Raw genomic sequence first — 24,362 nt, 5'->3', positions numbered from 1 at the left:
ATGCTCCGCCCGGCCGGAGCCCTGGGAACCGGGCCCCGGCAGCCGGACAGATCAAAGCAAGGACAGCCCAGCAAGACGTCAGTCAGTGATTGGGTCACGATCACCGGGGACCCGCGTATCACTATGACTGTCAGTGGTGATCGATATGGTCGGCACACCTGATCAGATGAGGAGTGCGGACCATGAAATCTCCGGCCGAACTGGACGCGGTACCGTGGCACGCCCTGACCCATGCCTACGGCTCCGCAGAGGACGTGCCCGAGCTGATCAGAGCACTCCATCAGGGCGACGAGGAGACGGCCGACGAGGCGATCTACGAGCTCTACGGCAACATCCACCACCAGGGCACGGTCTACCCCGCTTCGGCACCCGCCGTCCCCTTCCTCGCCCACGCCGTCCGGCACGCCCCGGGCAAGCGCGGCGAGTTGCTGATGCTGCTCGCCGTCCTCGCCGACCACGACCCGGCGGACATCGAATCTCCGCACTGGCCCGGCAGCTCGGTCGGCGGCGTCTGCGCGGAGCTCTGCCAGGTGGTCCCGGAACTGCTGCCCTGTCTCGGGGACGATGAGCGGGTGGTGCGCCGGGCAGCGCTCCGGGTGGTCGCGGCGGTGGCCGAACTCCTCCCGGGTGAGCTGCGGACCTCCGTCGAACGTCAGATCGAGGAGCTGTACGCCACCGATCCCGTCCCAGCGGTGCGGGCGGACGCGATGGTCGTCCTCGCCCGGTTCGGCCGGGAGACGGCGGCAGCGGCACTCGACAGCCCCCTGCCCGAAGTCAGGCTGGCCGCGGCCATGCTCGGCGCCGAACGGTCCGGGCCACCGTACCCGGCTGAGCTTGTGGAGGTCATCGCCGAGGACGGTGCCGAACCCGACCCGGGGGACGACGACTTCCCGTGGTCGGGCACCACCACCTCGGACGAGCAGCTCACCCGCCTGCTCACTCGGGACGCGGACGCGGGCCTCGCCGTTGCCGCCCGCTGGATCGCGGCCGGAGACCTCGGCTCGCGCGGATCCTGGCTGGCCCAGGAGATCGCCGAGACCTGGCGCGACCGGGAGCCCGAGGTCCTGGACCTGCTGCTGTCCGCCCTTCCCCACCAGAAGGACACCCGTGGCCTCGTCGGACGCCTTCGCGCTATCGGCCACTGGATCGAGCATCTGCCCGCGCCGGGCGCCGGCCTCCGGGACGCCTTGTACCGGCACGCGAGCGCCGGCGACGCGGCCGTCGAGCCGGCGCTCCTCGCCCTGGTGCGCTCCCGTGACCCCCGCGCCCTGGAGCTGGTGCCGCGCCGACCCAGTGCCCAGTTGCTCGAAGCGGCGGCGCGGCACTTCCCCGAGGCACCCGACCAGCTGATACCCGTGATCCGCCGAGAGCTGGCATCAGGTGCCACCGGGAACGCGGGCATCGCCCTTGTCGGGGCCCTGGCGCCGTTCGGCGCCGCCGCGCGACAGGCCCAACCCGAACTGGTCGACTGCCTCAGCACCGGCCGCGCGGCCATCGTCGCCGCCCGCCAAATCGGGCTCAACGGCATACGAACGCGGGAGGTCACCGACCTTTTGCGCAACGCCGCGCAGAGCAACGACCCGTCGTTGAGAGCCGCGGCAGCCGTGGCCCACTACCAGCTGACCGGTGACGCCGGTCCGGCGCTGCACGTCTTCGAGGGGCTGCTGTCGTCCCGGGGCCAGACCCACTGGTACCTGAGCAGCCTGCAGCCGCTGGGCAGCGCCGCCGCTCCGCTGCTGCCGTTCATCGAGCCTCTGCTGGAAGCGGGGTACGAGTGGACTCGGATGGCGGCCGCCGAGGCCCACCACTGGATCACCGGGTCCACGGAGCACGCCGTCCCCGTGCTCGTCGAGTTGGTCGGCCCCACCCCGGTCGGCCTCCGCGCCCTCAAGGCTCTCGCCGCCACCAACCAGACCCCAGAGGAGCTCCGCCCCACCCTTCGCTCCTTCGCCTTCTCCCCGCTCCGCCTGCTCAGTGACTCGCCCCTCTCAGGGCAGGGCCATCCGGACGAAGAACTCCGCACCCTGGCCCGGGCGTTGCTCACTGCGGGCTGAGGCAGCGAGGACATACCGGCCATTGCGAGGCGAGGGGCGTCAGCCAACGGCTGACGCCCCTCCAGTCGTCACTGCTCAGCGAACGCGTCGGATGTCGTAGCCAACGCGCATCCGCTCAGTGTCAGCTGCAACCGCTCGTCGAGCCGCAGCCCTCGCAGATGTAGCAGGAGCCCGCGCGCTGCATCTTCGTACCGCAGGAGAAGCACAACGGGGCGTCGGCCTGGATGCCCAGCTGCATCTCCACCAGCTCGGCGCTGGTGTGAGCCTGCTTCGGGGCGGGCTTGGCCGCCTCGATGTCGGCCTTCGGCGTGGCGACGGCCTTGAGCTCCTGGGCGCGCGGCGCCGACTGGGCCAGGCCTTCGACGTCGACGTCCTCCTCCAGCGGCTCGTACGAACCGGTCTCCAGGTGACGCTGGCGCTCCTCGGCGGAGTGGATGCCGAGCGCCGAGCGCGTCTCGAAGGGCAGGAAGTCCAGCGCCAGGCGGCGGAAGATGTAGTCGACGATCGACTGGGCCATGCGGACGTCGGGGTCGTCGGTCATACCCGCCGGCTCGAAGCGCATGTTCGTGAACTTCGAGACGTAGGTCTCCAGCGGCACGCCGTACTGCAGACCGACCGAGACGGCGATCGAGAAGGCGTCCATCATGCCCGCCAGGGTCGAGCCCTGCTTGGACATCTTCAGGAAGACCTCGCCGAGACCGTCGTCCGGGTAGGAGTTGGCGGTCATGTAGCCCTCGGCGCCGCCGACGGTGAAGGACGTGGTGATGCCGGGACGTCCCTTCGGGAGGCGCTTGCGGACGGGGCGGTACTCGACGACCTTCTCGACCGTGGGCTCCGCGGCGGGCTGCTCCGCCTTGGCGTCCGTGGTGTCCTTCTTCTTGGCGGAGAGCGGCTGGCCGACCTTGCAGTTGTCGCGGTAGATGGCGAGCGCCTTGATGCCCATCTTCCAGGCCTCGAAGTAGATCTCCTCGACCTCCTCCACGGTCGCCGACTCCGGCATGTTGACCGTCTTGGACAGGGCGCCGGAGATCCAGGGCTGGATCGCGGCCATCATGCGAACGTGGCCCATCGGGGAGATGGCGCGCTCGCCCATGGCGCAGTCGAACACCTCGTAGTGCTCGTGCTTGAGGCCGGGGGCGTCGATCACATTGCCGTGCTCGGCGATGTGGGCGACGATCGCCTCGATCTGCTCCTCCTGGTAGCCCAGGCGGCGCAGGGCCTGCGGGACGGTGCCGTTGACGATCTGCATCGAGCCGCCGCCGACCAGCTTCTTGAACTTGACCAGGGCGAGGTCGGGCTCAAGGCCGGTGGTGTCGCAGGACATCGCCAGACCGATGGTGCCGGTCGGGGCGATGACGGACGCCTGGGAGTTACGGAAACCGTTCTTCTCACCGAGGCGCAGCACGTCCTGCCACGCCTCCGTGGCGGCGGCCCAGACCGGCGTGTCCAGGTCGTCCATGCGAACGGCCTTGGCGTTGGCGTCGGCGTGCTGCTTCATGACGCGGTTGTGGGCGTCGGCGTTACGGGCGTAGCCGTCGTACGGGCCGACGACCGCGGCGAGCTCGGCGGAGCGGCGGTAGGCCGTACCGGTCATCAGGGAGGTGACGGCACCGGCGAGGGCGCGGCCGCCGTCGGAGTCGTACGCGTGGCCGGTCGCCATCAGCAGGGCGCCGAGGTTGGCGTAGCCGATGCCGAGCTGGCGGAACGCGCGGGTGTTCTCGCCGATCTTCTGGGTCGGGAAGTCCGCGAAGCAGATGGAGATGTCCATCGCGGTGATGACGAGCTCGACGACCTTGGCAAAGCGCTCGACCTCGAAGGACTGGTTGCCCTTGCCATCGTCCTTGAGGAACTTCATCAGGTTCAGCGAGGCGAGGTTGCAGGACGTGTTGTCCAGGTGCATGTACTCGCTGCAGGGGTTCGAGCCGTTGATACGGCCGGACTCCGGGCACGTGTGCCAGTGGTTGATGGTGTCGTCGTACTGGATGCCCGGGTCGGCGCAGGCCCAGGCGGCCTCGGCCATCTTGCGGAACAGGGCCTTGGCGTCGACCTCTTCGATGACCTCACCGGTCATCCGCGCGCGCAGGCCGAACTTGCCGCCCTGCTCGACCGCCTTCATGAACTCGTCGTTGACACGGACCGAGTTGTTGGCGTTCTGGTACTGGACGGAGGTGATGTCCTCGCCGCCGAGGTCCATGTCGAAGCCCGCGTCGCGCAGGGCGCGGATCTTCTCCTCTTCCTTCACCTTGGTCTCGATGAAGTCCTCGATGTCGGGGTGGTCGACGTCGAGGATGACCATCTTGGCGGCGCGGCGGGTAGCGCCGCCCGACTTGATCGTTCCTGCGGAGGCGTCCGCGCCGCGCATGAAGGAGACCGGGCCGGAGGCGTTGCCGCCGGAGGACAGCAGCTCCTTGGAGGAGCGGATGCGGGAGAGGTTCAGGCCGGCGCCGGAGCCGCCCTTGAAGATCATGCCCTCTTCCTTGTACCAGTCGAGGATCGACTCCATGGAGTCGTCGACGGACAGGATGAAGCAGGCGGAGACCTGCTGGGGCTGCGGGGTTCCGACGTTGAACCAGACAGGGCTGTTGAAGCTGAAGATCTGGTGCAGGAGGGCGTACGCCAGCTCGTGCTCGAAGATCTCGGCGTCGGCGGGCGAGGCGAAGTACGTGTAGTCCTCGCCGGCCTTCCGGTACGTCTTCACGATGCGGTCGATCAGCTGCTTGAGGCTGGTCTCGCGCTGCGGGGTGCCGACGGCACCGCGGAAGTACTTGCTGGTGACGATGTTGACCGCGTTCACCGACCAGAAGTCGGGGAACTCGACGCCACGCTGCTCGAAATTGACCGAGCCGTCGCGCCAGTTGGTCATGACGACGTCACGGCGCTCCCAGGCCACCTCGTCGTACGGGTGTACGCCGGGGGTGGTGTGGATGCGCTCGATACGCAGTCCCTTGGTGGCCTTGGTGCCCTTTGCTCGGGAACCTCGTGCCGGACCGCTCGCCGTCTCTGTCATGCCGCCTCCCTGTACGGGCTAAAACGCCCTGAAGTGCCCCGATGTTCCCGTGGCACGGTGTTCTGTCTTGTGTTGCGGGTCCCTCTCGCTGCCGCCCGCAACAGGTCTTCGATCGCCGCCGATCCGGCCGGTCCGGATGCCGCCTCCGGTCCCGGCCCGCCGATCAGTCGGCGGCGCGCGCGGGCTCGGGGAGCTGACCAGCCCCTCCGGACCCGCGGTCGTCTTCCTGGCTCCCCGTGCCGCCGTCTTCGTCGTCCGCGGCGGGGCGTCCCGGCTGTTCCCTGAGTTCCGCGATCGCCGCCTCGAAGTCCTCCAGCGACTCGAAGGCCCGGTACACGGACGCGAATCGCAGATAGGCGACGAGGTCGAGCTCCTGCAGCGGGCCGAGTATGGCCAGCCCCACGTCATGGGTGGTCAGCTCGGCGCTCCCGGTGGCCCGCACCGCCTCCTCGACCCGCTGGCCGAGCTGGGCGAGTGCGTCCTCGGTGACAGGCCGTCCCTGGCATGCCTTGCGCACACCGTTGATGACCTTGGTACGGCTGAAAGGCTCGGTGACTCCGGACCGCTTGACCACCATGAGTGAGCACGTCTCCACGGTCGTGAAACGACGGGAGCAGTCGGGGCACTGGCGGCGCCTGCGGATCGACGTGCCGTCGTCGGTCGTACGACTGTCGACCACGCGGCTGTCGGGGTGCCTGCAGAAGGGGCAGTGCATGGATTCCCAACCCTCCTCACAGCAGACTCAATAGCCTCAACAGACCCGTGGGCCCCTCGAAGCGACCCCAAGCATAGGCGATGATCGCGCGGCCGAAGACCGGGGGGACCACAACTTCTGGGCTGCTGTAGCCATCCAACCACTAGATGTGGGGATTGGCTCGTACGTCCACCCGGCCTCGCGTGTCGGCGGGCGCATCAGCGCACGCCACGCGCGCGTGCGGCGCGCCGGACCCATCGCGCGCCACGCGCGCGGCACGTCGGACCCGTCGGCGCACAGCCGTATCGCGGCGACACGTGGGGAGATACCGTGAGCGACACAGGGAGAAGACGTAGGACTCCCGCGCAGACGGGGACCGGTGCCCGGTTGGCGGGGCGCCGGATGGCAGACTGGGCCGCACCCCACGAGGGCTCACCCCGGCGGTGAAGAGTACAACAAAGGGCGCTTTTGCCTGCGGGGCGCCGCGTCAGCCATACACCCAGACACATGATCACGTCCGGCGATTCGCACTTTTTCACTCGAACGTGTGTTTGGCGCAACCTTTCGAAAGCAACTACCGTTGTGCAGCAGGGAGACCATCGAGAGGGGCCGACGTGACCACCACCGCAGACAGTGCCACCATCACTGCCCAGGACCGCTCCCAGGGCCGACTCGAGCCGGTGCATGCGATGAACGAAGCCACGAATCCAGAGGGGCCCAAGCGCTCCCTGCCGGGCCGACCTCCAGGCATCCGGGCGGACAGCTCCGGGCTGACCGACCGGCAGCGCCGGGTGATCGAGGTCATCAGGGACTCGGTGCAGCGGCGCGGCTACCCGCCGTCGATGCGGGAGATCGGCCAGGCGGTCGGGCTGTCCAGCACGTCCTCCGTGGCGCACCAGCTGATGGCACTGGAGCGTAAGGGCTTCCTGCGCCGCGACCCGCACCGCCCTCGCGCGTACGAGGTGCGCGGCTCCGACCAGGCCGCATCCGTGCAGCCCACGGACACCGCGGGCAAGCCCGCCGCGTCGTACGTCCCGCTGGTCGGGCGCATCGCCGCCGGTGGCCCGATCCTCGCCGAGGAGTCGGTCGAGGACGTCTTCCCGCTCCCCCGGCAGCTCGTCGGTGACGGTGAGCTGTTCGTGCTGAAGGTCGTCGGCGACTCGATGATCGAGGCCGCGATCTGCGACGGCGACTGGGTCACCGTCCGCCGCCAGCCGGTCGCCGAGAACGGTGACATCGTGGCCGCGATGCTCGACGGCGAGGCCACCGTCAAGCGCTTCAAGCGCGAGGACGGCCACGTCTGGCTGCTGCCGCACAACTCGGCGTACGAGCCGATTCCGGGCGACGACGCGACGATCCTCGGCAAGGTGGTCGCCGTTCTGCGGCGGGTGTGATGCCCACCGCGGGCAGCCCTGTCGCCGCTGCCCTCCCCTGACCGGGCCCCGGGACCCCTGCGCCGGTTCCGGGGTCCTGTGCTGTGCGGACCCGCGCTGAGAGGTGGGATGACCTCACGCCGCGATGCGTCAGGCCAACCCACCTCTCACTGCGCTTACACCTCTGTGGCGGAGGGCTGTGCTTCCTGCTGCTTGGCCGCCGCGTCGATCGCGGCCAGTGACTTCCGAACCTGGTTGCGGTCCGTGGTGTACCAGAAGTCGGGCAGTGACGCCTTCAGATAGCTCCCGTAGCGGGCCGTGGCCAGCCGCTGGTCGAGTACGGCGACCACACCGCGGTCCCCCGAGGCCCGTACGAGGCGCCCGGCGCCCTGGGCCATGAGCAGGGCCGCGTGGGTGGCGGCGACCGCCATGAAGCCGTTGCCGCCGGCGTCCTCCACCGCCTTCTGGCGGGCGCTCATCAGCGGGTCGTCAGGCCGTGGGAACGGGATCTTGTCCATGACCACCAGCTGGCAGCTCGGGCCGGGCACGTCCACGCCCTGCCAGAGCGACAGCGTGCCGAAAAGGCACGTCTCCGGGTCGGCGGCGAAATTCTTGATCAGCTCGCCCAGGGTCTCCTCGCCCTGGAGGAGGATCGGGAACTCGGGGATGCGGGTGCGCAGTTCCTCGGCGGCCAGTTGGGCGGCCCGCATCGAGGAGAACAGGCCGAGAGTACGCCCGCCCGCCGCCTGGATCAGCTCCGTCAGCTCGTCGAGCATGTCCGCGCGATCGCCGTCCCGCGCGGGGCGGGACAGATGCTTGGCGACGTAGAGGATGCCCTGCTTCGGGTAGTCGAAGGGCGAGCCGACATCGACGCCCTTCCACTTGGGCAGGTCGTCTCCTTCGGTGCCTTCGGGGGCGAGTCCCAGGGAGGCGCCGACGCCGTTGAAATCGCCGCCCAGCTTCAGGGTCGCGGAGGTGAGAATCACGGAGCGGTCCGCGAAGAGCTTCTCCCGCAGCAGGCCCGAGACCGCCATGGGGGCGACGCGCAGCGAGGCACCGAAGCGGTCGTGGCGCTCGTACCAGACGACGTCCCACTCCGAGCCGTGCGTGATCCGCTCCGCCACGTCGTGCACGGTCTCCACGGAGGCCAGCGCCTGCTTGCGGACCGCGTCCTCGTCCTGGACGGACTTGTCGCGGGTCCCGCCGATCGCGGAGATGACCGTGCGGCAGGCGTCGCGCAGCGCCGTCAGCGCATAGCCGAGATCCTCCGGGATCTCTTCGAGCCGGCCGGGCAGGGCCAGCTCCATCAGCCGCTCGAAGCCCTCGGCGGCGGTCTGGAGCTGGTCGGCGGCCTTCTCGTTGACGAGCTTCGCGGCGCGGCGCACCGCGCGGTTGACCTGGCCGGGGGTCAGCTCGCCGGTGGCGACACCGGTGACCCGGGAGACCAGCTCGTGCGCCTCGTCCACGATCAGCACCTCGTGCTGCGGGAGGACGGGAGCGCCCTCGATGGCGTCGATGGCAAGCAGGGCGTGGTTGGTGACGACGACCTCGGAGAGCTTGGCGCGCTCCCGTGCCATCTCGGCGAAGCACTCGGCGCCGTACGCGCACTTCGAGGCGCCCAGGCACTCTCGCGACGAGACCGACACCTGGGCCCACGCGCGGTCGGAGACACCCGGGGTGAGGTCGTCCCGATCGCCGGTCTCGGTCTCCTCCGACCAGTCCCGCAACCGCAGCAGGTCCTGGCCCAGCTTGCTGGTGGGCGCGGCCGCCTCGAACTGGTCGAAGAGGCCCTCCTCCTCGTCCTGCGGGACGCCCTCGTGGAGGCGGTGCAGGCACAGGTAGTTGGACCGGCCCTTCAGCATCGCGAACTCCGGACGGCGGCGCAGCAGCGGGTGCAGCGCCTCGACCGTGCGCGGCAGGTCCCGCTCCACCAGCTGGCGCTGCAACGCCAGGGTGGCGGTCGCTACGACGACACGCTCGCCGTGCGCGAGCGCGGGCACCAGATAGCCCAGCGACTTGCCGGTACCGGTGCCGGCCTGGACCAGCAGATGGGAGCCGTCGTCGATCGCCTCCGCGACGGCTTCGGCCATGGTCACCTGGCCGGGGCGCTCCGTACCGCCGACGGCTGTGACGGCGGCATGCAGGAGTTCGGGGAGTGAGGGCTTCGTCATAGCTCGACCACCCTACGGCCCGGCACTGACAAACGGGTGATGACGGTGGGGGTGAGGGCTGGATCAGGGATAGGGGGTTCTGGGCTGAGGGAGGGAGGCGGGGTGTGCATCGGATCGGTTGGGTGCGGCATGAGATCGACGGGGATCGGGCTTGGACCGGAGCGGGACGGTTGAGGATCGGCTTGGGCGGCGATGGGGGGACGGTTGTTGATCGCCTTGAGCGGGGCCGGGTGGTTGTGGTTCGGACTGGGCGGGGTGGGCCAGTCGCGATCGGTCGGCCGGGTTGCCGTGCCCCCAGACGGAGTCGATGAAATTCGGTGGGAACCGGATCGCCATCGGCGGTGTACCAAAAGTGATGACGCTGTGGCACAGCGCTACAGCAGATGGCTCAGGGACCGGTCTCTCATCATGAGGGCGGCCCGTTTGGCAGGCAGGTCGACCTCGGCGGCGAACCGGAAACCGGCGTTGAGGAAGGCCGCCACGGAAGGAGTGTTGCGAATGTCTGGTTCCGCTACGACGCGTGCGCAGGCGGGCCGTTTGTCGAGGACGAGGTCCGCGACGGATCTGAGGAGGGTGCTGCCGAGTCCCTGGCCGCGCTTGGCGATATCGCCGATGAGGATGTGGATGCCGGTGTCGTGCGGCCGGGCGGGATAGTAACGGGCCAGTGCGTCGAGGTCGGCCCGGTAGATCTCCCAGTAGCTCATCGGGGTGCCGTCCAGCACGCCGAGACAGGGGACGCTGCGTCCGTCACCGGCCAGCTGCGCGTTCAGGTGCTGCTCGGTCACATCCGGGGTTCCGTCCAGCTCCCAGAACGCGGCCACGGCGGAGTCGTTCATCCAGCGGCCGATGAGCGGCAGGTCCCGCTCGATGCGTACGGGGACGAGTTGCAGAACGCCTGCGGGTGTGTCGATCGGGCCCCAGCCGCCGACGTGGTCGAGCAGGTCGTCGGGCACGGGCGGGACTGCTGTCAGCCGTGGCGCCATGGCATGCGGTGGCCGGTCCGCTTCGGGCTCCTCGCCGGCGAGCAACGCGATGAACTCACCGGGCAGACGCAGGTCCAGGGTGTCCTCGGCATCGGTGTCCTCGGGCGTTCCCTTGCGCTCGCCCGGGCCGGGACTCCTGTCCGTGACGGGTGCGGTTTCGGCGTCGGCGCTCGCGTCGGTCGGAGACACGTGGGGCTCCTCTCAGAAGGCGGTGTCGGGGCGTCTTTCTTATGGACGAAGGGAGTTGGCGTTGATCAGGAATAGGGGGTTGGCGATGGTGACGTAGACGGACTGGGTGTCCACCGGGCCGACGAGTTCGTCGAGGCCGTGCAACCGGGTCAGCAGGTTGGCCTTGCAGCGCAGGGCAGGTGAGTCGAGGAGCCGGGAGGGCAGCGTGGTGCGCAGCCGGACAGGGCCGGAGGCAGCGCTGTCGAGGAAGCGACGGAAGGCGGCGAGTAGGAGCCGTTCGTCGGCCAGATGCTGCGATCCGAACGCACCGATGAGGCCGAACACGTTATTGATCGCCAGGTAGTAGGCGAAGCGCTCGTCGGCTACCTCGTCGGAGACGAAGGTGTCGCTGCGCTCGCCGATGCCCGGCAGTCGGGCGGTGAGCTCCGCGCGTCGGGAGTCGCGGAAGTAGTAGCCCTGGTTGTCGCGGTAACGGCCGCCGGCCGGCCAGCCATCGCGGTCCAACAGGACCAGCGTGTTCTGGTGGTGGGCCTCCAGGGCGATCCCGGCTTCGCCGTCCAGCCACAGCACCGGACGGACGACCTGTTCGAGGTAGCGCAGGAACCACTCGGCCGCGACGGCTCGGCGCGGACGACCGGTCCGACCGGCGAGCCGAGTGACGACGTCGGCCAGCCGGGACCGTTGCGACGGCCGGTCGGGCTGCGGACCGCCGGCGGACGGGCCCGGCCAGGCGTGGGGACGCAGTGCCGTGAGCCCGGCGACGCAGGAGACATCGTCCGTGGGCGTGAACGGGTTGTGCCGGATCATCACGTCGAGTCCGGGCACGGGGCTGCCGTCCAGTCCGTCGACGGCGAGCCAGGCCGGGTCGCGGACGATGTCGAAGCCGGGGTGGGCGGACCGCCACTGCTGGGACAGCCCGGTGCGCAGCAGGCGGTGGACCTCGACGCCACGGTGCAGTTCCTTGCGGAGGTTCTCGCGACGGGAGTTGGTGATCTTCAGGCCCAGCGACAGCTTGAGCATGGCTGGGGCGTGGGGCTGGTAGACGGTTCGGACGGAGGAGGTGGGGTGCCAGGCGGAGCCGTGGGCCCCGAGGTCCCGAAGCAGTCCGGCGTCGAGCAGGGCGGCGACATCGCTGCGGTGCCGAAGCTCGCGCAGCTGCCAGGGGTGCACCGGAAGCGTGGTGTAGCCATCGGGCAGGGGCAGGTCGGCTCCGGCCAGGTGGGCGGTGAGCCGGGCCGCGGGGACGGCGCGGCCACGCTCGGTCCAGGACGAGTCGGTGGCGAGGACGGAAGGAGCGACAGCCATCCAGTGCAGGCGGAAGGAGCCGCGCAGTTCGGGTGAGTAGAGGCGCGCTTCGCCTTCGGTGAGGCCTTCGCGGCTCTTCGGGGTGGGGTGGAGTGGATGTCCGAGCAGGAGTGCCTGCTCGGCTGCCAGGAAGGGGTCGGGTTCGTCCGCGGGGTGCTGTCTGCGGTCGCTGATGAAGGTGGCGACACGGCGGACGGAGTCGGCGACACGCGCGACGACGTCGGTGCCTTCGCTGCGTCCGCGCATCGTCCCTCCCCCGGACGTCTCTCGGGCGAGCAGCGCTGCGAGGGTGACGGCGTCGAGCGGCTGGGACGGTTCCGGGGCGCCGGGCAGATACGGCAGGCCGAAGCGGTGGCAGCCCGTGCGGGACCAGTAGTGCACGGGGACGAGCAGAGCGGTGCCGCTGGCCGGGAGCGGGATGCGGAGCGTGCCGTGCTCGGAGGCGGGGAGGCCGGTCTCGCGCACCCAGCAGCGCAGCATGTTCTCCACGGCCGCCGCCTGGGCTGCTGTGTGGGCGTCGGGGTGGTCCAGGAGGTCTGCAGCGCTGCCGTACAGCTGCTCCGCCTGCTGCCAACCGCCCTGTTGTCCGGGGACCGTCGGGGTCGTCGGTACGGCTGTGGCCTGGGTGCGGCAGCAGCGTTGCGCGGGGGTGTGCAAACGGCCGTCGGGTGTGTGGGCGGTGGTCAAGACGCTTCCTCATGGGGTCGCTCTGGCTCGGGTGTTACGAGCCGGGTTTGCGCTCGTATGGACAGGTGGGTGGTGCTGGCGAGCAGGCTGCGCGAGGCGCGGGTTGTGGTGGGGCTGAGCAAGTGGGGCGTTCGACTGAGGGTGATGCGTGTGGTTCAGAAGGTGGGGCTTCGGTTCGGCAGAGGGTTTCGGGCAGGGGGCTTCGGCCCCTGCCCGGAAGTGGCATTCAGACGACGGCGGTCGTCGCGACGTGTGAGGGCGCATCTGCATCCGCACCTCCGCTATCGCGACCGCTCGGCGCGGTCGGCATGGTTGGCGTGGTCGTGGGGCTGGTGTTTCGAGCGGCGCGATGGGCGGTCGCCCTCGTCGGGGTGGGCGCGGGCCGCGGCCGTGAGTGCGTCGGCCAGGCGGTCGAGTACTGCGGAAGCCTGCTCGTCGTTGATGGTGAGCGGTGGGAGCAGCCGTACGACGCTCGGGTGCCGTCGGGCGAGTCCGACGATCAGGCCGCGTCGGAGGCACTCCCGCTGAACGGCGACGGCGAGTTCAACAGCGGCAGGGTGCGTACCCTGGGCGCGTCCTCCCGGGCTCGGCGGCGTCGGACCGATCGCACCGCTGATGCGCGGAGTCCCGGCCTCATCTCGGACGACACAAGAGTCCGCCGCTTCCGAAGCCACCCTCAGCTCCACGCCGATCATCAGTCCCCGCCCGCGCACATCGCCGATGAAGGGGAACTCCCGGGCGAGGCAGCGGAGTTGGGACAGCATGTGGGACCCGATGGCCGCCGCTCGTTCGGCGAGGCGGTGTTGGCGGACGTGGGCGAGGGTTGCCGTGCCTGCGGCGAGGGCGAGTTGGTTGCCGCGGAACGGGCTGGTCGGGGTGATGGGGTAGCGAGGTGCGAGGTCGTCGCGGTGGATCACCGCGGCCAGCGGGAGGCTGCCGCCGATGGTTTCGGAGAGGATCATCACGTCGGGCGTCACCCCGCTGTGCTCGACGGCCCAGAAGGCACCGGTCCTGCCGACCCCTGTCTGCGTCTCATCGACGATGAGGGGGATGGAACGGGCGGCTGTGATCTGCCGCGTCGCGCGCATCCATGCGTCGGGCGTGGGGATCACTCCGCACTCCCCATGGACGGGTTCGAGGAGCATTCCGGCGGGGCTGGTCGCCGGGGACGAGGACGAGAGGGTGGCCCCGGTCCGGCGGGCGGCCAGTTCGGCGGCGTCTGTGCCGGCGATGCCGAAGGGACAGTGACAGCCGCGCGGGGAGCGCAGGCGGGCGTCCGGCGCCTGGCCGGCCTCTCCGGAAGTTCCCGACAGGTCGGGCGTCATCCCGTGATCGGTGCTGGTGAGGGCAACGACCTGGGTGCGTCCGGTTGCGGCGCAGACGAGGGCGGTGGCGGTCTCGACGGCTTCCGTTGCCGACGGGCCGCAGAACTGCACGCGTGCGTTCTCGGCGAGTCCGGGCGGCAGGGTGCGCTTGAGTTCCGTGACGAAGGCGTCCTCGACGGGGGTGGCCAGGTCGGGGACGTTGAGTGGGGCGCCCGAGTCGAGGACCTTGCGGATCGCTTCGAGCACGACGGGGTGATTGTGGCCGAGGGCAAGGGTCCCGGCGCCCGAGAGGCAGTCCAGGTAGCGGCGTCCGTCCGCGTCCTCGACGGTGAGGCCGCGAGCACGCACCGGCACGATCGGCAGGGCGCCCGGGTAGGTCCGCGCCCCCGGCTCGCGCGCCGGCTGGCGGCGTGGGATCTGCTCGGTCACTGCCACGGTTACCTGTCCTCCCGCTCCGAGGCGGCCTGCCGCCGGTGTGAGGCGACGAGTTGGTCTCGCACTCTCCGCATCCGGCCGGCAATCGCCCGCTTCCGCTTCCCGCGCCCTCACTCGCCGACTGGCCGAAAGGGACGTGTCCGGCCGCCGTCCAACTGCCCGGCGCGTACGGCATCGCGGCCCGGTGCGTCACGACTCGACGGCCGGGCTGCCGGTCCCGGACGGGCTCGCAGTCCCGTACACCCGCTCAAGGGCCCGCGCCCGCGTCGCAGCTGTGGACAGCCACTCCCGACAGCACACCTCCCGAGGCAACGCAGGCAGAGCATGGGCACACAGGACCAGCCCCGCTCCCCACCCCCACCGCTACCAACCGCGGTCCGGCGACCGGGTTACGGGTTGCTCCAAGATCCTTGCCGTGACGGGCCCGTTGCCGGTCCGAACGGCCCAGGTGAGGCATCTGACATCCAATGGCGGCATCAGCCTGGTTCCGTGAAGGGCCGTCCAACTCCGATCGCCCCCACACTCACTGGCAGGGTGTCAGCGGACACGAACGTGCAGCTCTGTATGGATACCGAGTGGTCGGGGTGGCTGCTGCGCCCCCGCTGCGGGAGACCCAGGCGTACGCCCTTTGCCACGTGCCCCCTCTGCGCTGTGTGTCCCCACCGAAATGGGGTCTGCGCCCGATGGCCGTCTGCTGCCCGGGCGGTGAGGGTGGAGGGCGAAACGGGAGATTGCCGGTGAACGCGGCGGTCTCCCTGCGCGGCTGTGATGGGAAGGGACTGATGTCGCGATGTCGTTGGACTCCGCTGCCCGCGTCGGCGCTGCTGTCGAACGTCTCAGTGTGAACGAGGCACGCCAGCGTCTGGAGCATGAGCGCAGCGCCCGTGTCGCCCGGCTGCAGGCCCTCGGCGAAGCCGCCAGGGGCGCTCAGGAGGCCGATGATCTGAAAGAGATCTGAAAGTCGTGCAGAGGACGGCTGTGGAACAGGTACTGAGAGACATCGACGCCGCCTTTGCCCGGCTTCAGGCGGGCGCGTACGGCATGTGCCAGGGGTGCGGCAAGCCGATCCCGGTGGAGCGGCTGGAGATCCTCCCGCACGCGCGGTGCTGTGTGCCCTGCGAGCATCGCGCCGACTGACCCGCGTGGCCCTTCCCTGTGCCACAGGGCCGCGGGCCTGACTCTGTCCCGCTCCGGCCGCAGCCGGAGCCTTCTGTGTGCCCCCTGCTTCACTTCTGGAAAGGGGTGACGTCGTGAACCAGCAGGTCGTCGCCGACACCAACGCGGGCCTGAGCGCGGCCGAACTGGCCGGGCTGCGGGAGAACCTCAACGAGCAGCGTGTCTTTCGCCTGGAACAGCTCGCCCAGGTCTGGCAGGGCGCTCCCGCGCGGGCCCAGCGCGCCCGCGAGCAGGCCGCGGTCTCCCAGCTGGAGGTTCACATCAAGCTGTGTGCCTCTGCCCGCATGGTCCTCGCCGATGTCGAGGCCGCCCTGGAGCGCATGGATCAGGGCACCTACGGCGTCTGCCGGCAGTGCCGGAACCCCGTCGAGCTGGCGCGGCTGCGCATCGTGCCACAGGCCCGCTACTGCGGGCGCTGCCCCAGGTCAGGGAGGTCCGCTCGTGATCGCTGCTGTTCGCCGCCGGCCATGGCCGACCTGCCGACGCTGACCCGCGATCGCCATCGGCTCGGGCAGCGCTCGCACTCGCGCCTGGCCGGTCGGCCGCCACGGCATCCTCGACGTGCCCCGTCACCGGCCCGCCCACCTTCGCCGACCACCCCGTCCAGCGCGGCACCGTCGTCGATAGCGCGGGCGCCCTGTTTCCAGAGCGCGGGCGAGACGGCTTCGCTGCATCTCCGCCTCAGGGTCGCGCAGTGGAAGGGTGCCGGGCTGCGCCATGACTCATCCTTTCGGGGATCGGCACGTCGGGCGTCTATGCCACCGTCGCACGCAGCCACGTGACATTGTCGTCGGGTTCAGTGCCCATTGCCGCAGGTGACCGATGCCCATAACGGCCTTGCCGTGGTGGCGCGGGGCATGAGTGGCGGAGGCAGAGGTGCCGGGCGCCGATGGGCGCAAGCGCCAAGCGCCTTGCCCGTGGCGCTGTGATCGCGCCGCGCCCACCCGCGCCCACCCGGAGGGCGGTGCGACTCAGGCCTCGCCGCGTACCTTCATCACCATCTTGTTGAGCGCCCACAGCCCGATTCCGATGGCCAGCAGTACGCCCGCCCGGATGTAGACGTCCGCGGGCCGGTCGGACAGCGGGCTGGCCAGGATCAGGGCGGTGACCGCGCCCAGCACCGGCAGGGCCGTCGGTGTGCGGAAGTGCTGGTGCTCGACGCGGTCGCGGCGCAGGACGAGGACGGCGACGTTGACGACGGCGAAGACGCACAGGAGCAGGAAGGCCGTGGTGTCGCCGAGGCCCGCGATCTCCCCGGTGGACACGAGGCCGATGGCGAGGAGCGAGACGAAGACGATCCCGACGACCGGCGTGCGGCGCCGGGGGAGCACGCGGCCCAGGGCGCGCGGCAGGATGCGTTCGTTCGCCATGCCGTAGCAGAGGCGGGAGGCCATCATGATGTTGATCAGTGCCGAGTTGGTGACCGCGAACAGGGCGATCAGCGCGAACAGCTTGGGCGGGAAGTCGAGGCCGCCGGCCTTGACGACCTCCAGCAGCGGGCCGCTGGAGTCCTCCAGCACGCGGTAGTCGACGAGCAGCGAGGAGACCAGGGCGACCAGGACGTAGATGGTGCCGGTGACGGCGACGCCGGTGAAGATGGCGCGCGGGAACGTACGCACCGGGTCCTTGGTCTCCTCGGCCATGTTGACGGAGTCCTCGAAGCCCACGAAGGCGAAGAAGCCGAGAGCTGTCGCTCCCAGCACGCTGGTGATCAGCGCGTAACCGGTGCCCTCTGCCTGGAACTCGCCGAGCCGGGACGGTTCACCGTCGCCGGTCAGGACTGCCCAGGCGCCGATCGTGAGGATGACGAGCAGGCCGGTCAGTTCGACCATGGTGAGGACCACGTTGGTCTTCACGGACTCCGACACGCCCCGCAGGTTCAGGGCCGCCAGGGCGAGGATGAACAGGATCGCGATGAGGGTGGGCGGGAAGAAGTCCGTGAACTCGGCGAAGTAGTCGCCGCTGAAGGCGCGGGCCGCCGCACTCGCCGAGGACAGGCCCGAGCACATCACCATGAAGGCGATGATGAAGGTGAGGAACGGGACCTGGAACGCCTTCTGGGTGTAGAGCGCGGCGCCGGCCGCCTTCGGATACTTGCCGACAAGCTCGACGTACGAGGCGGCTGTCAGGATGGCTACGACGAATCCGATGACGAACGGCAGCCACAGGGCCCCGCCCACCTTGCCGGCGACCTGCCCGGTGGTGGCATAGATCCCGGTACCGAGGATGTCGCCGATCACGAACAGGACCAGCAGTCGGGGACCGATGGCCCGCCGCAGCGGGGTCTCGTCCCCATTCCCCGCCGAAGCGGCGGCATCCCTTGTGGTTGTGGACACGAAGGCTCCCCCTGAGGTGTTCCGCGCTGAACAACGTCTTGCCTGCCCGGCAGGCCAGGGAGTGATGCCTTGGCGTACTGCAATCGGAGACACGGACTCGCCCCAAGGCCCGAAGGCCCCGAAGACTCCACGGCCCCAAGGCCCCAAGGCCCCAAGGCCCCAGCTCCCGATACCCGCAGGCTTGACGAATCACATGGCTTTCCGCCGCCCCCCTGCACATGGGATCCCGGGCGCAGGCGGCTGACGGACCACGGTGACTGCAGCGCAGGGCGCAGCGAGCCGTGCCTACGTGCGGTTGTGGAGTTCGATGGCGAGGGGTGTGGCGGTGAACATGGAGGAGTAGGTACCCACGGCGAGGCCGATGAGCAGGGCGAGGGCGAAGTCGGTGAGGGAGTCGCCGCCGAGGACGGCCAGGGCGGTGAGGATGAAGGCGGCGCCCAGGCCGGTGTTGACGGTGCGGGGCAGGGTCTGCAGGAGTGCTCGGTTGGTGATGGATGCGAAGGGCGCCTTGCGGTCGCGTCGGCTCATGTCTCTGATGCGGTCGAAGACGACGACGGAGTCGTTGACCGAGTAGCCGATGACGGTCAGCAGCGCGGCGAGGAAGACGCCGTCGATGGGTTTGCCGAGCCAGGCGAAGACGCCGATGAGGATCACCACGTCGTGGGCGAGGGCGGCGACCGCGGAGGTGCCGAACAGCCACCGGAAGCGGGCGGCGAGGTAGAGCAGCTGGGCGCCGAGGGCGACGGCGAGGGCGATCAGGGCGTTGTGGCGTAGTTCCTTGCCGAGGCTGGGGCCGATGGTTTCGTCGCGGAGCTTGTCCGCGTGGCTGGTCAGACGACTGATGGTTTCGGTGACGGTGGCTGCTTGTGCATTCGTCAACTGGTCGGCGCGGACGGTGAGCCGGTTGTCGCCGGAGGTCTGGACGACGGCGCGGGGGAATCCGGCGTCGGCGAGGGCGGCGCGGGCCCGGTCGGGGTCGACGGGAGTGGCGGTGGCGTATTCGATGAGACGGCCCCCGGTGAATTCGATACCGAAGTCCAGGCCGCGCACGGCGATCCCGGAGGCGGCCAGGGCCAGGACGGTGGCGGAGGCGGCCAGCCACCGTCGGGAGCGACGCATCAGGTGGGGATTCTTGCGGGTGAGGTGGTCGCGGACGATGCCGGTGTGGGCGATGCCCGTCAGGCGCGGGCGGCTGCGCAGCCAGCGCCGGGAGGCGGCGTAGTCGGCGAGCGCGCGGGTGATGACCAGGGCGCTGAACATGGAGGCGAGGACGCCGATGCCCAGGGTGACGCCGAAGCCACGCACCGGTCCGGAGGCGAGGAGGAACAGCAGGCCGGCGGCGATGAGGGTGGTGATGTTGGAGTCGGCGATCGCGCTGAAGGCGCCACGGAATCCCGCGGTCAGGGCTGAGCGGGGGCTGGGTCGGTGGCGGGAGGCGTACTCTTCGCGGGCGCGTTCGAAGACGAGGACGTTGGCGTCGACGGCCATGCCGATGGCCAGCACGAAGCCGGCGAGTCCGGGCAGGGTGAGCGTAGCGCCGAGGGCGGCCAGGGCGGCGTAGGAGAGCAGGCCGTAGCAGGCCAGGGCCACGGTGGCCAGAGCGCCCGTGACCCGGTAGACGGTGATGATGAACAGCGCGGTCAGCGCGGTGCCCACGGCGGCGGCCCAGGCGCTGGCGGTGATGGCCTGCTCGCCCAGGGTGGGGCCGACGGTGCGCTGCTCGACGGTCTCGACGGGTACGGGCAGAGCGCCGCCGTTGATGAGCAGGGCCAGTTCCTTGGCTTCGTCGGCGTTGAAGGATCCGGTGATCTGCGTGGAGCCGCCGCTGATGCCCGAGCCGCAGGCGATCGAGGGGTCGACCTGGGGCGAGGAGATGATCTTGTCGTCCAGGACGATGGCGACCCTTCGGGACGGGTCCCCCGCCGGGTGGCAGGCGGCCTGGCCGGTCAAGTGGGCCCAGCTGTCGCGGCCGTCCCCCTTGAAGTCGACGGCGACCTGCCACCCGGCGCCGCTCTGCTGGTCGAACCGGGCGGCGGCCTCCTTGACGTCCTTGCCGGTCAGCGAGGCTGCCTCAAGGCGCAGGAGCTGGCCGGACTCGTCGGCCAGAACCTGCTCGCGGGGCCGTTCGGGCAGCGGTTCGGCAGTGTCTTCGGCATGGGTGGCTGTGCCGAGGACCTGATGGAAGGTGAGCTGGGCGGTGCGGCCGAGCACGTCCGCGGCCTTGGCCGGGTCCTGGACGCCGGGAAGTTCGACGACGACCCGGTTGCTGCCGGAGCGGGCGAGGGAGGGTTCGGCGACGCCGAGCGCGTCGATGCGCTCGCGCAGCACCTCCACGGTGCGGTCGACGGCTTCGCTGTCGGCGTCAGCGGTGGCGGTGGGGCGGGTTTCCAGCACGATCTGTGTGCCACCGCGCAGATCGAGTCCGAGTTGGACGGGCACGGTGAGGGCGATGTACAGCGACAGGGCAACAGCGGCGAGGGCGAGCAGCCCTCGGATGCGCAGGGCGCGGGTCACAGTGGGCCTCCGGCAGGCACACCGCGGCCAGGACAGTGGCCGCGGTCAACGGAAAGAAGGAAGAAGTTCAGGTGCCTGGGGCTGGAGGTGGTGCCCGCCCTTGGTGACGGTCCGCGGGCCGGAGGGAGGCGGGCGGGTTCGCCGCCAGTAGGGGCGTGCGTGCGCACGACGGCGGGCTATGGGCCCCGCAGTACGAGGTGAGGGTGGCGGTGGCCGACGGTGAAAGACGCTCGCCGGGGGTATCGCGTTGGCTTCGGACCAGGGTGTTACGGACGGCGGAGTGCCCGTCGTCCGCGTACGGTTCGCTGCCGGTCTGCGCGGCGCCGGAAGTCGGCGCCGCGCCATAGGTGAGGTAGGTGCTGCCGTGCGCGGGCGAGTTGAGCAGGGCGGTGAGGACGGCGAGCAGGACAGCGATCACCGCTGCCGGGCCGAGGCCGCCCGCGCGGGGGACGGTGTGCAAGGAGCGTGCCATGCGCCGTCCCCTTCTTGTGTCGGTGGTGGCTGGGCGCGAGCGGATCTGCCGGGGCCTCAAGGTCTTGTTGTGTCGGTGGTGGCGGGTGCGAGCGGTCTGCCGGGGCCTCACGGTCCCGGCTGGGGAGTGGGCGGCCTGCCTTGTTGAGGCAGCCGTAGGGGACAAGCGGGTCAGGGTTCGATGAGGCCGGCGCGGATGGCGTAGCGGGTCAGTTCCGGACGGTCGCGCAGGCCGAGTTTGTGGAGCAGGTTCGCCCGGTGCCGGTGGACGGTCTTGATACGGATGAAGAGTATCTCGGCGATCTCCTTGGAGGAGTAGCCCTCGGCGACGAGCTTGAGCACCTCCTCTTCTCGGGGGGTGAGGACCTGGTCGGGTGGTTCCTCGCCGTGGCGGACGCGGTCGAGGTAGTTGCGGATGAGGGCGGTGACCGCACCCGGGTAGAGGAAGGGCTCGTCGCGCATGGCGGCCCTGCAGGCGGCGACCAGGTCGCGGTCGGCCACGGACTTCAGCACGTATCCGCTGGCACCGGCCTTCAGCGCCTGGAAGAAGTACTGCTCGTTGTCATGCATGGTCAGCATCAGCACGCGCAGGTCCGGCTTCAGCGCGCTCAGTTCCCGTGCGGCCTGCAGGCCGGTCATCCGGGGCATGGCGATGTCCAGCACGGCCAGGTCGACCTCGTGATACGGGCCAGGGCGATGGCCTCCGCGCCGTCGCCGGCCTCGGCGACGACCTGAAGGTCCGGCTCCCGGTCGAGGACGGGCCGCACGCCGCGACGCACCAGCGCATGGTCGTCGGCGAGGAGGATACGGATCATGGACGACGAGTCGGTTGTGTTCATGACTGCTCCCTGGGAACGGGCACGGCCAGTCGGACCCGCGTACCGGCCCGCGGCTGGGAGATGACGTCCAGCGTGGCGCCGATGAGCAGGGCCCGCTCGCGCATCCCGCGGATCCCCGCGCCTTCCCGCGCGGGCCCTGTCCCTCGGCCGTCGTCCGCGACGGCCCGCACGACCGTGCCATCGGTGTGACGCAGGTTCACCTCCACCCGACTGGCCTCGGCGTGGCGGGCCTCCACCCGACTGGCCTCGGCGTGGCGGGCCGCGTTGGTCAGGGTCTCCTGGGCGACGCGGTACAGCACCAGTTCGGTCTGCTGATCCAGCTCGGGCGGGCCGGTATCGAAGTGGCGCACCACGCGCAGCCCGGTATGGGCGGCGAACTCGGTGGTCAGCGAGGTCAGGGCGCTGACCAGCCCGAGATCCTCCAGGACGCCCGGCCGCAGCCGACGGACCAGGCGGGGCACCTCGGCCAGGCTCTCCCGGGTGATCTCCTGCGCCTGATGCAGCTCTCCGCGCAACGGCTCGTCCGCCTCGTCCGCTGCCCGCTGCCCGCTGCCCGCTGCCCGCTGCCCGCTGCCCGCTGCAGGATCGCGGTCATGCTCTGGCCGACCTCGTCGTGGAGTTCCTGGGCGATGCGGCGCCGCTCGGCCTCCTGCGCGAGCAGGACACGGGCGCTGCTGGCGGCTCGCTCCTGCTCCAGCCTCTCCAGCATGGCGTTGAAGGTGCGGAGCAGCTCGGCGATCTCACCCCGGCCGTGCTCCGGCAGCCGCTGCCCGGGGCGCAAGAGGTCAGCGGTGGTCGTCAGCTTCGTGAGCCGGTCCAAAGGGGCCAGCCCGATCCGCAGCAGGGCCGCGTTGGCGATCAGCATGACCACCAGGCCGGTCACGAGGATGACCGCCTCGGTCAGCAGAACCGGCACGGAAACGGTCACCGGGGCCCACAGCGGCAGCGCGGTCGCGGCCCCCAGCACCACGGCGTTGAGGGCGAAGACCCGCCAGAACAGGGACACCGCGATGACGCCTTCCTCTTCGTACGGCTGTGTCTCTACTGTCGGTCACCGCGTCCGCCCGAGCATGAGCCTCGGCCACTGCTGGACCGGCCGACCGCCGGCCTGCCCGTACCGCCTGGATCCGTCGATGGGCGTCAATGCCCATTTCCGCCCCATGGCCTGCCCACGCCTCGGTGGGTCTTCGATGTGGCCCGGACGGGTAGCGCGCCCGCCGGGTTTCGCGCGGTGCCTGAAGCGGGCCCTCACGGCCTTGGCACCACTTGCTCTGGCGCAGGCCGCCATGCCTGCCCACCAACGCGCGACAACACCTCGTGACTGCCCAGGGGCGGGCCCGCGGTGCACCGACGCGAGGACGTCAAATCGGCAGCACTCTGGACGAATTGCCAGGTCAGACAGCCCGTAGCGAAACCGTTGCCGTTCCATCGGAAGTCCCCCACAGCGACCGCATAGTCTGGGGTGCCATTCCCGGAAAGCCGTGAGATCGGCCTGAACCGCAGGTGAGTTCGGTCGGGATCGCGGCCGTAGGCGCCGAGTCCGTTCACCACCAGGGGGAGTAACACCATGCGATCCACACGTCCGTCGTTCACCGCTCGCCGGGAGAGGGGCGCGCGTCGCAGAACCTTCCCCGTACCGGCCGCCGTTGCGCTGGCCTCCGCGCTGGCGCTCACCGTCACCGCGTGTGAGTCGGGTGACCCCGCGGCGGACGCCCAGGCGTCGGCCTCGGCGACTGCGGAGGGCGATGGAAAGATCCAGATCCCGGACGACATCAAGGACCGGCTGAAAGAGCACGGGATCGACCTGGACAAGTGGCGGGACGGCGCCTGGAAGAACTGGGACAGGGACGACTGGCTGCGCGAGGCCGAGGACTTCATCAACCCGATCATCCAGGACCTGTGGGACCCGGACCGGATGCGGGAGGCCCAGGAACCGGACCAGGCCGTCGACGAGGGTGACCTCGCCGGAGACCAGGGGGTGACCGACCCGACGCCGGAGCCGGTGGAGGCGCAGGGCGTGCCGGCGTCGTACCACACCAACGCGCCGGAGGCGGGCAAGCTGCTCTTCGACGCCCCCGGAGGCACGATGGTCTGCTCGGCGACGGTCGTGAAGGATCCGGCCAACCCGGGCAAGTCGAACCTGGTGTGGACGGCGGGGCACTGTGTGCACGCCGGAAAGAGCGGCGGCTGGTTCCGCAACATCGCGTTCGTGCCGTCGTACAACGATGCCGCCATGTCGGCCGTGGAGCTGCAGAGCGCCACCAAGGAGGAGGTCGCTCCGTACGGTGTCTGGTGGGCCGACTGGGTGCAGACCTCGGACCAGTGGATCGAGCAGGGCAGTTCGACGGGCGGGGACGGAGCGGCGTACGACTTCGCCGTGCTCCATGTGACGCCGGAGGACGGCAACGGGGGCAAGTCCCTGGAGGAGACGGTGGGTTCGGCGCTGCCGGTGGACTTCGCGGCTCCGGCCGTGCCGGAGATGGAGAGCCTGACGGCGACGGGCTACCCGGCGGGGGCCCCGTACGACGGTCAGCTGCTGTACCAGTGCGAGGACAAGCCGGGGCGCCTGTCGATCAACGCGTCGGACCCGACGATGTACCGGATCGGCTGCACGATGACCGGCGGTTCGTCCGGCGGTGGCTGGGTCGCGACGGGGTCGGACGGGAAGCCTGCGCTGGTGTCGAACACCTCGATCGGACCGGTGACTTCGGGCTGGTTGGCGGGGCCGCGGCTGGGCGATGAGGCCAAGGGCGTGTTCGAGGCGGTGAGCGGCAAGTTCGCGGGCCAGTGACACGTCCGCCAC

14 protein-coding genes and 2 pseudogenes are annotated in these 24,362 nt (G+C 70.2%); 5 read left to right on the top strand and 11 right to left on the bottom strand.

Going from position 1 to position 24,362, the window contains the following annotated elements; genetic code table 11:
* The first annotated feature begins 182 nt into the window (after positions 1 to 182).
* Complete coding sequence (locus tag KWI83_RS29030; protein ID WP_218517352.1) at positions 183 to 2,054, top strand: hypothetical protein; 1,872 nt, start codon at positions 183 to 185, stop codon at positions 2,052 to 2,054.
* 121 nt (positions 2,055 to 2,175) lie between these two features.
* Here KWI83_RS29030 and KWI83_RS29025 read toward each other — a convergent pair whose 3' ends face one another.
* Positions 2,176 to 5,061, bottom strand: coding sequence for a vitamin B12-dependent ribonucleotide reductase (locus KWI83_RS29025; protein WP_218517351.1), 2,886 nt, complete (start codon positions 5,059 to 5,061; stop codon positions 2,176 to 2,178).
* Between the two features lie 163 nt (positions 5,062 to 5,224).
* Positions 5,225 to 5,776 carry a transcriptional regulator NrdR gene (gene nrdR, locus KWI83_RS29020; protein ID WP_218517350.1) on the bottom strand — a complete coding sequence of 184 codons (552 nt, stop codon included), beginning with the start codon at positions 5,774 to 5,776 and terminating at the stop codon, positions 5,225 to 5,227.
* Between the two features lie 593 nt (positions 5,777 to 6,369).
* Here nrdR and lexA point away from each other — a divergent pair.
* Complete coding sequence (gene lexA, locus KWI83_RS29015; protein WP_129801080.1) at positions 6,370 to 7,149, top strand: transcriptional repressor LexA; 780 nt, start codon at positions 6,370 to 6,372, stop codon at positions 7,147 to 7,149.
* 155 nt (positions 7,150 to 7,304) lie between these two features.
* Here the strand turns inward: lexA and KWI83_RS29010 are convergent, their stop codons facing one another.
* From KWI83_RS29010 to KWI83_RS28995, 4 genes are all read right to left on the bottom strand, one after another.
* Entirely contained in the window at positions 7,305 to 9,299 is a 1,995-nt protein-coding gene (locus KWI83_RS29010; RefSeq protein ID WP_218517349.1) for an ATP-dependent DNA helicase, read from the bottom strand.
* Between the two features lie 374 nt (positions 9,300 to 9,673).
* Entirely contained in the window at positions 9,674 to 10,471 is a 798-nt protein-coding gene (locus KWI83_RS29005; protein WP_218517348.1) for a GNAT family N-acetyltransferase, read from the bottom strand.
* A gap of 39 nt (positions 10,472 to 10,510) precedes the next feature.
* Positions 10,511 to 12,463: an IucA/IucC family siderophore biosynthesis protein gene (locus KWI83_RS29000; protein WP_218517347.1), complete on the bottom strand. Its 1,953-nt coding sequence runs from the start codon at positions 12,461 to 12,463 to the stop codon at positions 10,511 to 10,513.
* 281 nt (positions 12,464 to 12,744) lie between these two features.
* Positions 12,745 to 14,223, bottom strand: a complete 1,479-nt coding sequence (locus KWI83_RS28995; RefSeq protein WP_218517346.1) for an aminotransferase class III-fold pyridoxal phosphate-dependent enzyme — start codon at positions 14,221 to 14,223, stop codon at positions 12,745 to 12,747.
* Positions 14,224 to 15,186: 963 nt separating this feature from the next.
* On the opposite strand from KWI83_RS28995, the gene KWI83_RS40105 reads away from it, so the two are divergent.
* Together KWI83_RS40105 and KWI83_RS40100 are read left to right on the top strand one after the other, a co-directional pair.
* Positions 15,187 to 15,360: a TraR/DksA C4-type zinc finger protein gene (locus tag KWI83_RS40105; RefSeq protein WP_308122241.1), complete on the top strand. Its 174-nt coding sequence runs from the start codon at positions 15,187 to 15,189 to the stop codon at positions 15,358 to 15,360.
* Between the two features lie 113 nt (positions 15,361 to 15,473).
* Positions 15,474 to 16,181 (top strand): TraR/DksA C4-type zinc finger protein, encoded by a 708-nt coding sequence (locus KWI83_RS40100; protein WP_308122240.1) that lies wholly within the window; start codon positions 15,474 to 15,476, stop codon positions 16,179 to 16,181.
* Between the two features lie 189 nt (positions 16,182 to 16,370).
* Here the strand turns inward: KWI83_RS40100 and KWI83_RS28980 are convergent, their stop codons facing one another.
* The 5 genes and pseudogenes from KWI83_RS28980 to KWI83_RS28960 form a co-directional block, all read right to left on the bottom strand.
* Complete coding sequence (locus tag KWI83_RS28980) at positions 16,371 to 17,735, bottom strand: APC family permease (protein ID WP_218517345.1); 1,365 nt, start codon at positions 17,733 to 17,735, stop codon at positions 16,371 to 16,373.
* Positions 17,736 to 18,020: 285 nt separating this feature from the next.
* Positions 18,021 to 20,249 (bottom strand): protein translocase subunit SecD, encoded by a 2,229-nt coding sequence (secD, locus tag KWI83_RS28975; RefSeq protein WP_218517344.1) that lies wholly within the window; start codon positions 20,247 to 20,249, stop codon positions 18,021 to 18,023.
* Positions 20,250 to 20,316: 67 nt separating this feature from the next.
* On the bottom strand, positions 20,317 to 20,721 hold the full coding sequence (locus KWI83_RS28970) for a hypothetical protein (RefSeq protein ID WP_218517343.1): 405 nt from the start codon (positions 20,719 to 20,721) through the stop codon (positions 20,317 to 20,319).
* A 170-nt stretch (positions 20,722 to 20,891) separates the two neighbouring features.
* Positions 20,892 to 21,559, bottom strand: a pseudogene (locus KWI83_RS28965) (response regulator).
* Positions 21,556 to 22,565, bottom strand: a pseudogene (locus tag KWI83_RS28960) (HAMP domain-containing sensor histidine kinase). Before KWI83_RS28960 ends, KWI83_RS28965 begins: the two co-directional pseudogenes overlap by 4 nt.
* A gap of 561 nt (positions 22,566 to 23,126) precedes the next feature.
* Between KWI83_RS28960 and KWI83_RS28955 the strand changes: the two are divergent.
* On the top strand, positions 23,127 to 24,350 hold the full coding sequence (locus tag KWI83_RS28955; protein WP_218517342.1) for a serine protease: 1,224 nt from the start codon (positions 23,127 to 23,129) through the stop codon (positions 24,348 to 24,350).
* Positions 24,351 to 24,362 lie beyond the last annotated feature (12 nt).

Source organism: Streptomyces sp. TRM70350, from assembly GCF_019219825.1.
In the GTDB taxonomy this organism is placed as follows: Bacteria; Actinomycetota; Actinomycetes; order Streptomycetales; family Streptomycetaceae; genus Streptomyces.
The sequence above is the reverse complement of the archived record's forward strand: the minus strand, read 5'-3'. Positions and strand labels throughout refer to the sequence as shown.

Bases quoted from the DNA above. Each gene is read 5' to 3' on its own strand.
- KWI83_RS29030 (WP_218517352.1), top strand. From the start codon at position 183: ATGAAATCTCCGGCCGAACTGGACGCGGTACCGTGGCACGCCCTGACC.
- KWI83_RS29025 (WP_218517351.1), bottom strand. From the start codon at position 5,061: ATGACAGAGACGGCGAGCGGTCCGGCACGAGGTTCCCGAGCAAAGGGC.
- nrdR (WP_218517350.1), bottom strand. From the start codon at position 5,776: ATGCACTGCCCCTTCTGCAGGCACCCCGACAGCCGCGTGGTCGACAGT.
- KWI83_RS29010 (WP_218517349.1), bottom strand. From the start codon at position 9,299: ATGACGAAGCCCTCACTCCCCGAACTCCTGCATGCCGCCGTCACAGCC.
- KWI83_RS28970 (WP_218517343.1), bottom strand. From the start codon at position 20,721: ATGGCACGCTCCTTGCACACCGTCCCCCGCGCGGGCGGCCTCGGCCCG.
- KWI83_RS28955 (WP_218517342.1), top strand. From the start codon at position 23,127: ATGCGATCCACACGTCCGTCGTTCACCGCTCGCCGGGAGAGGGGCGCG.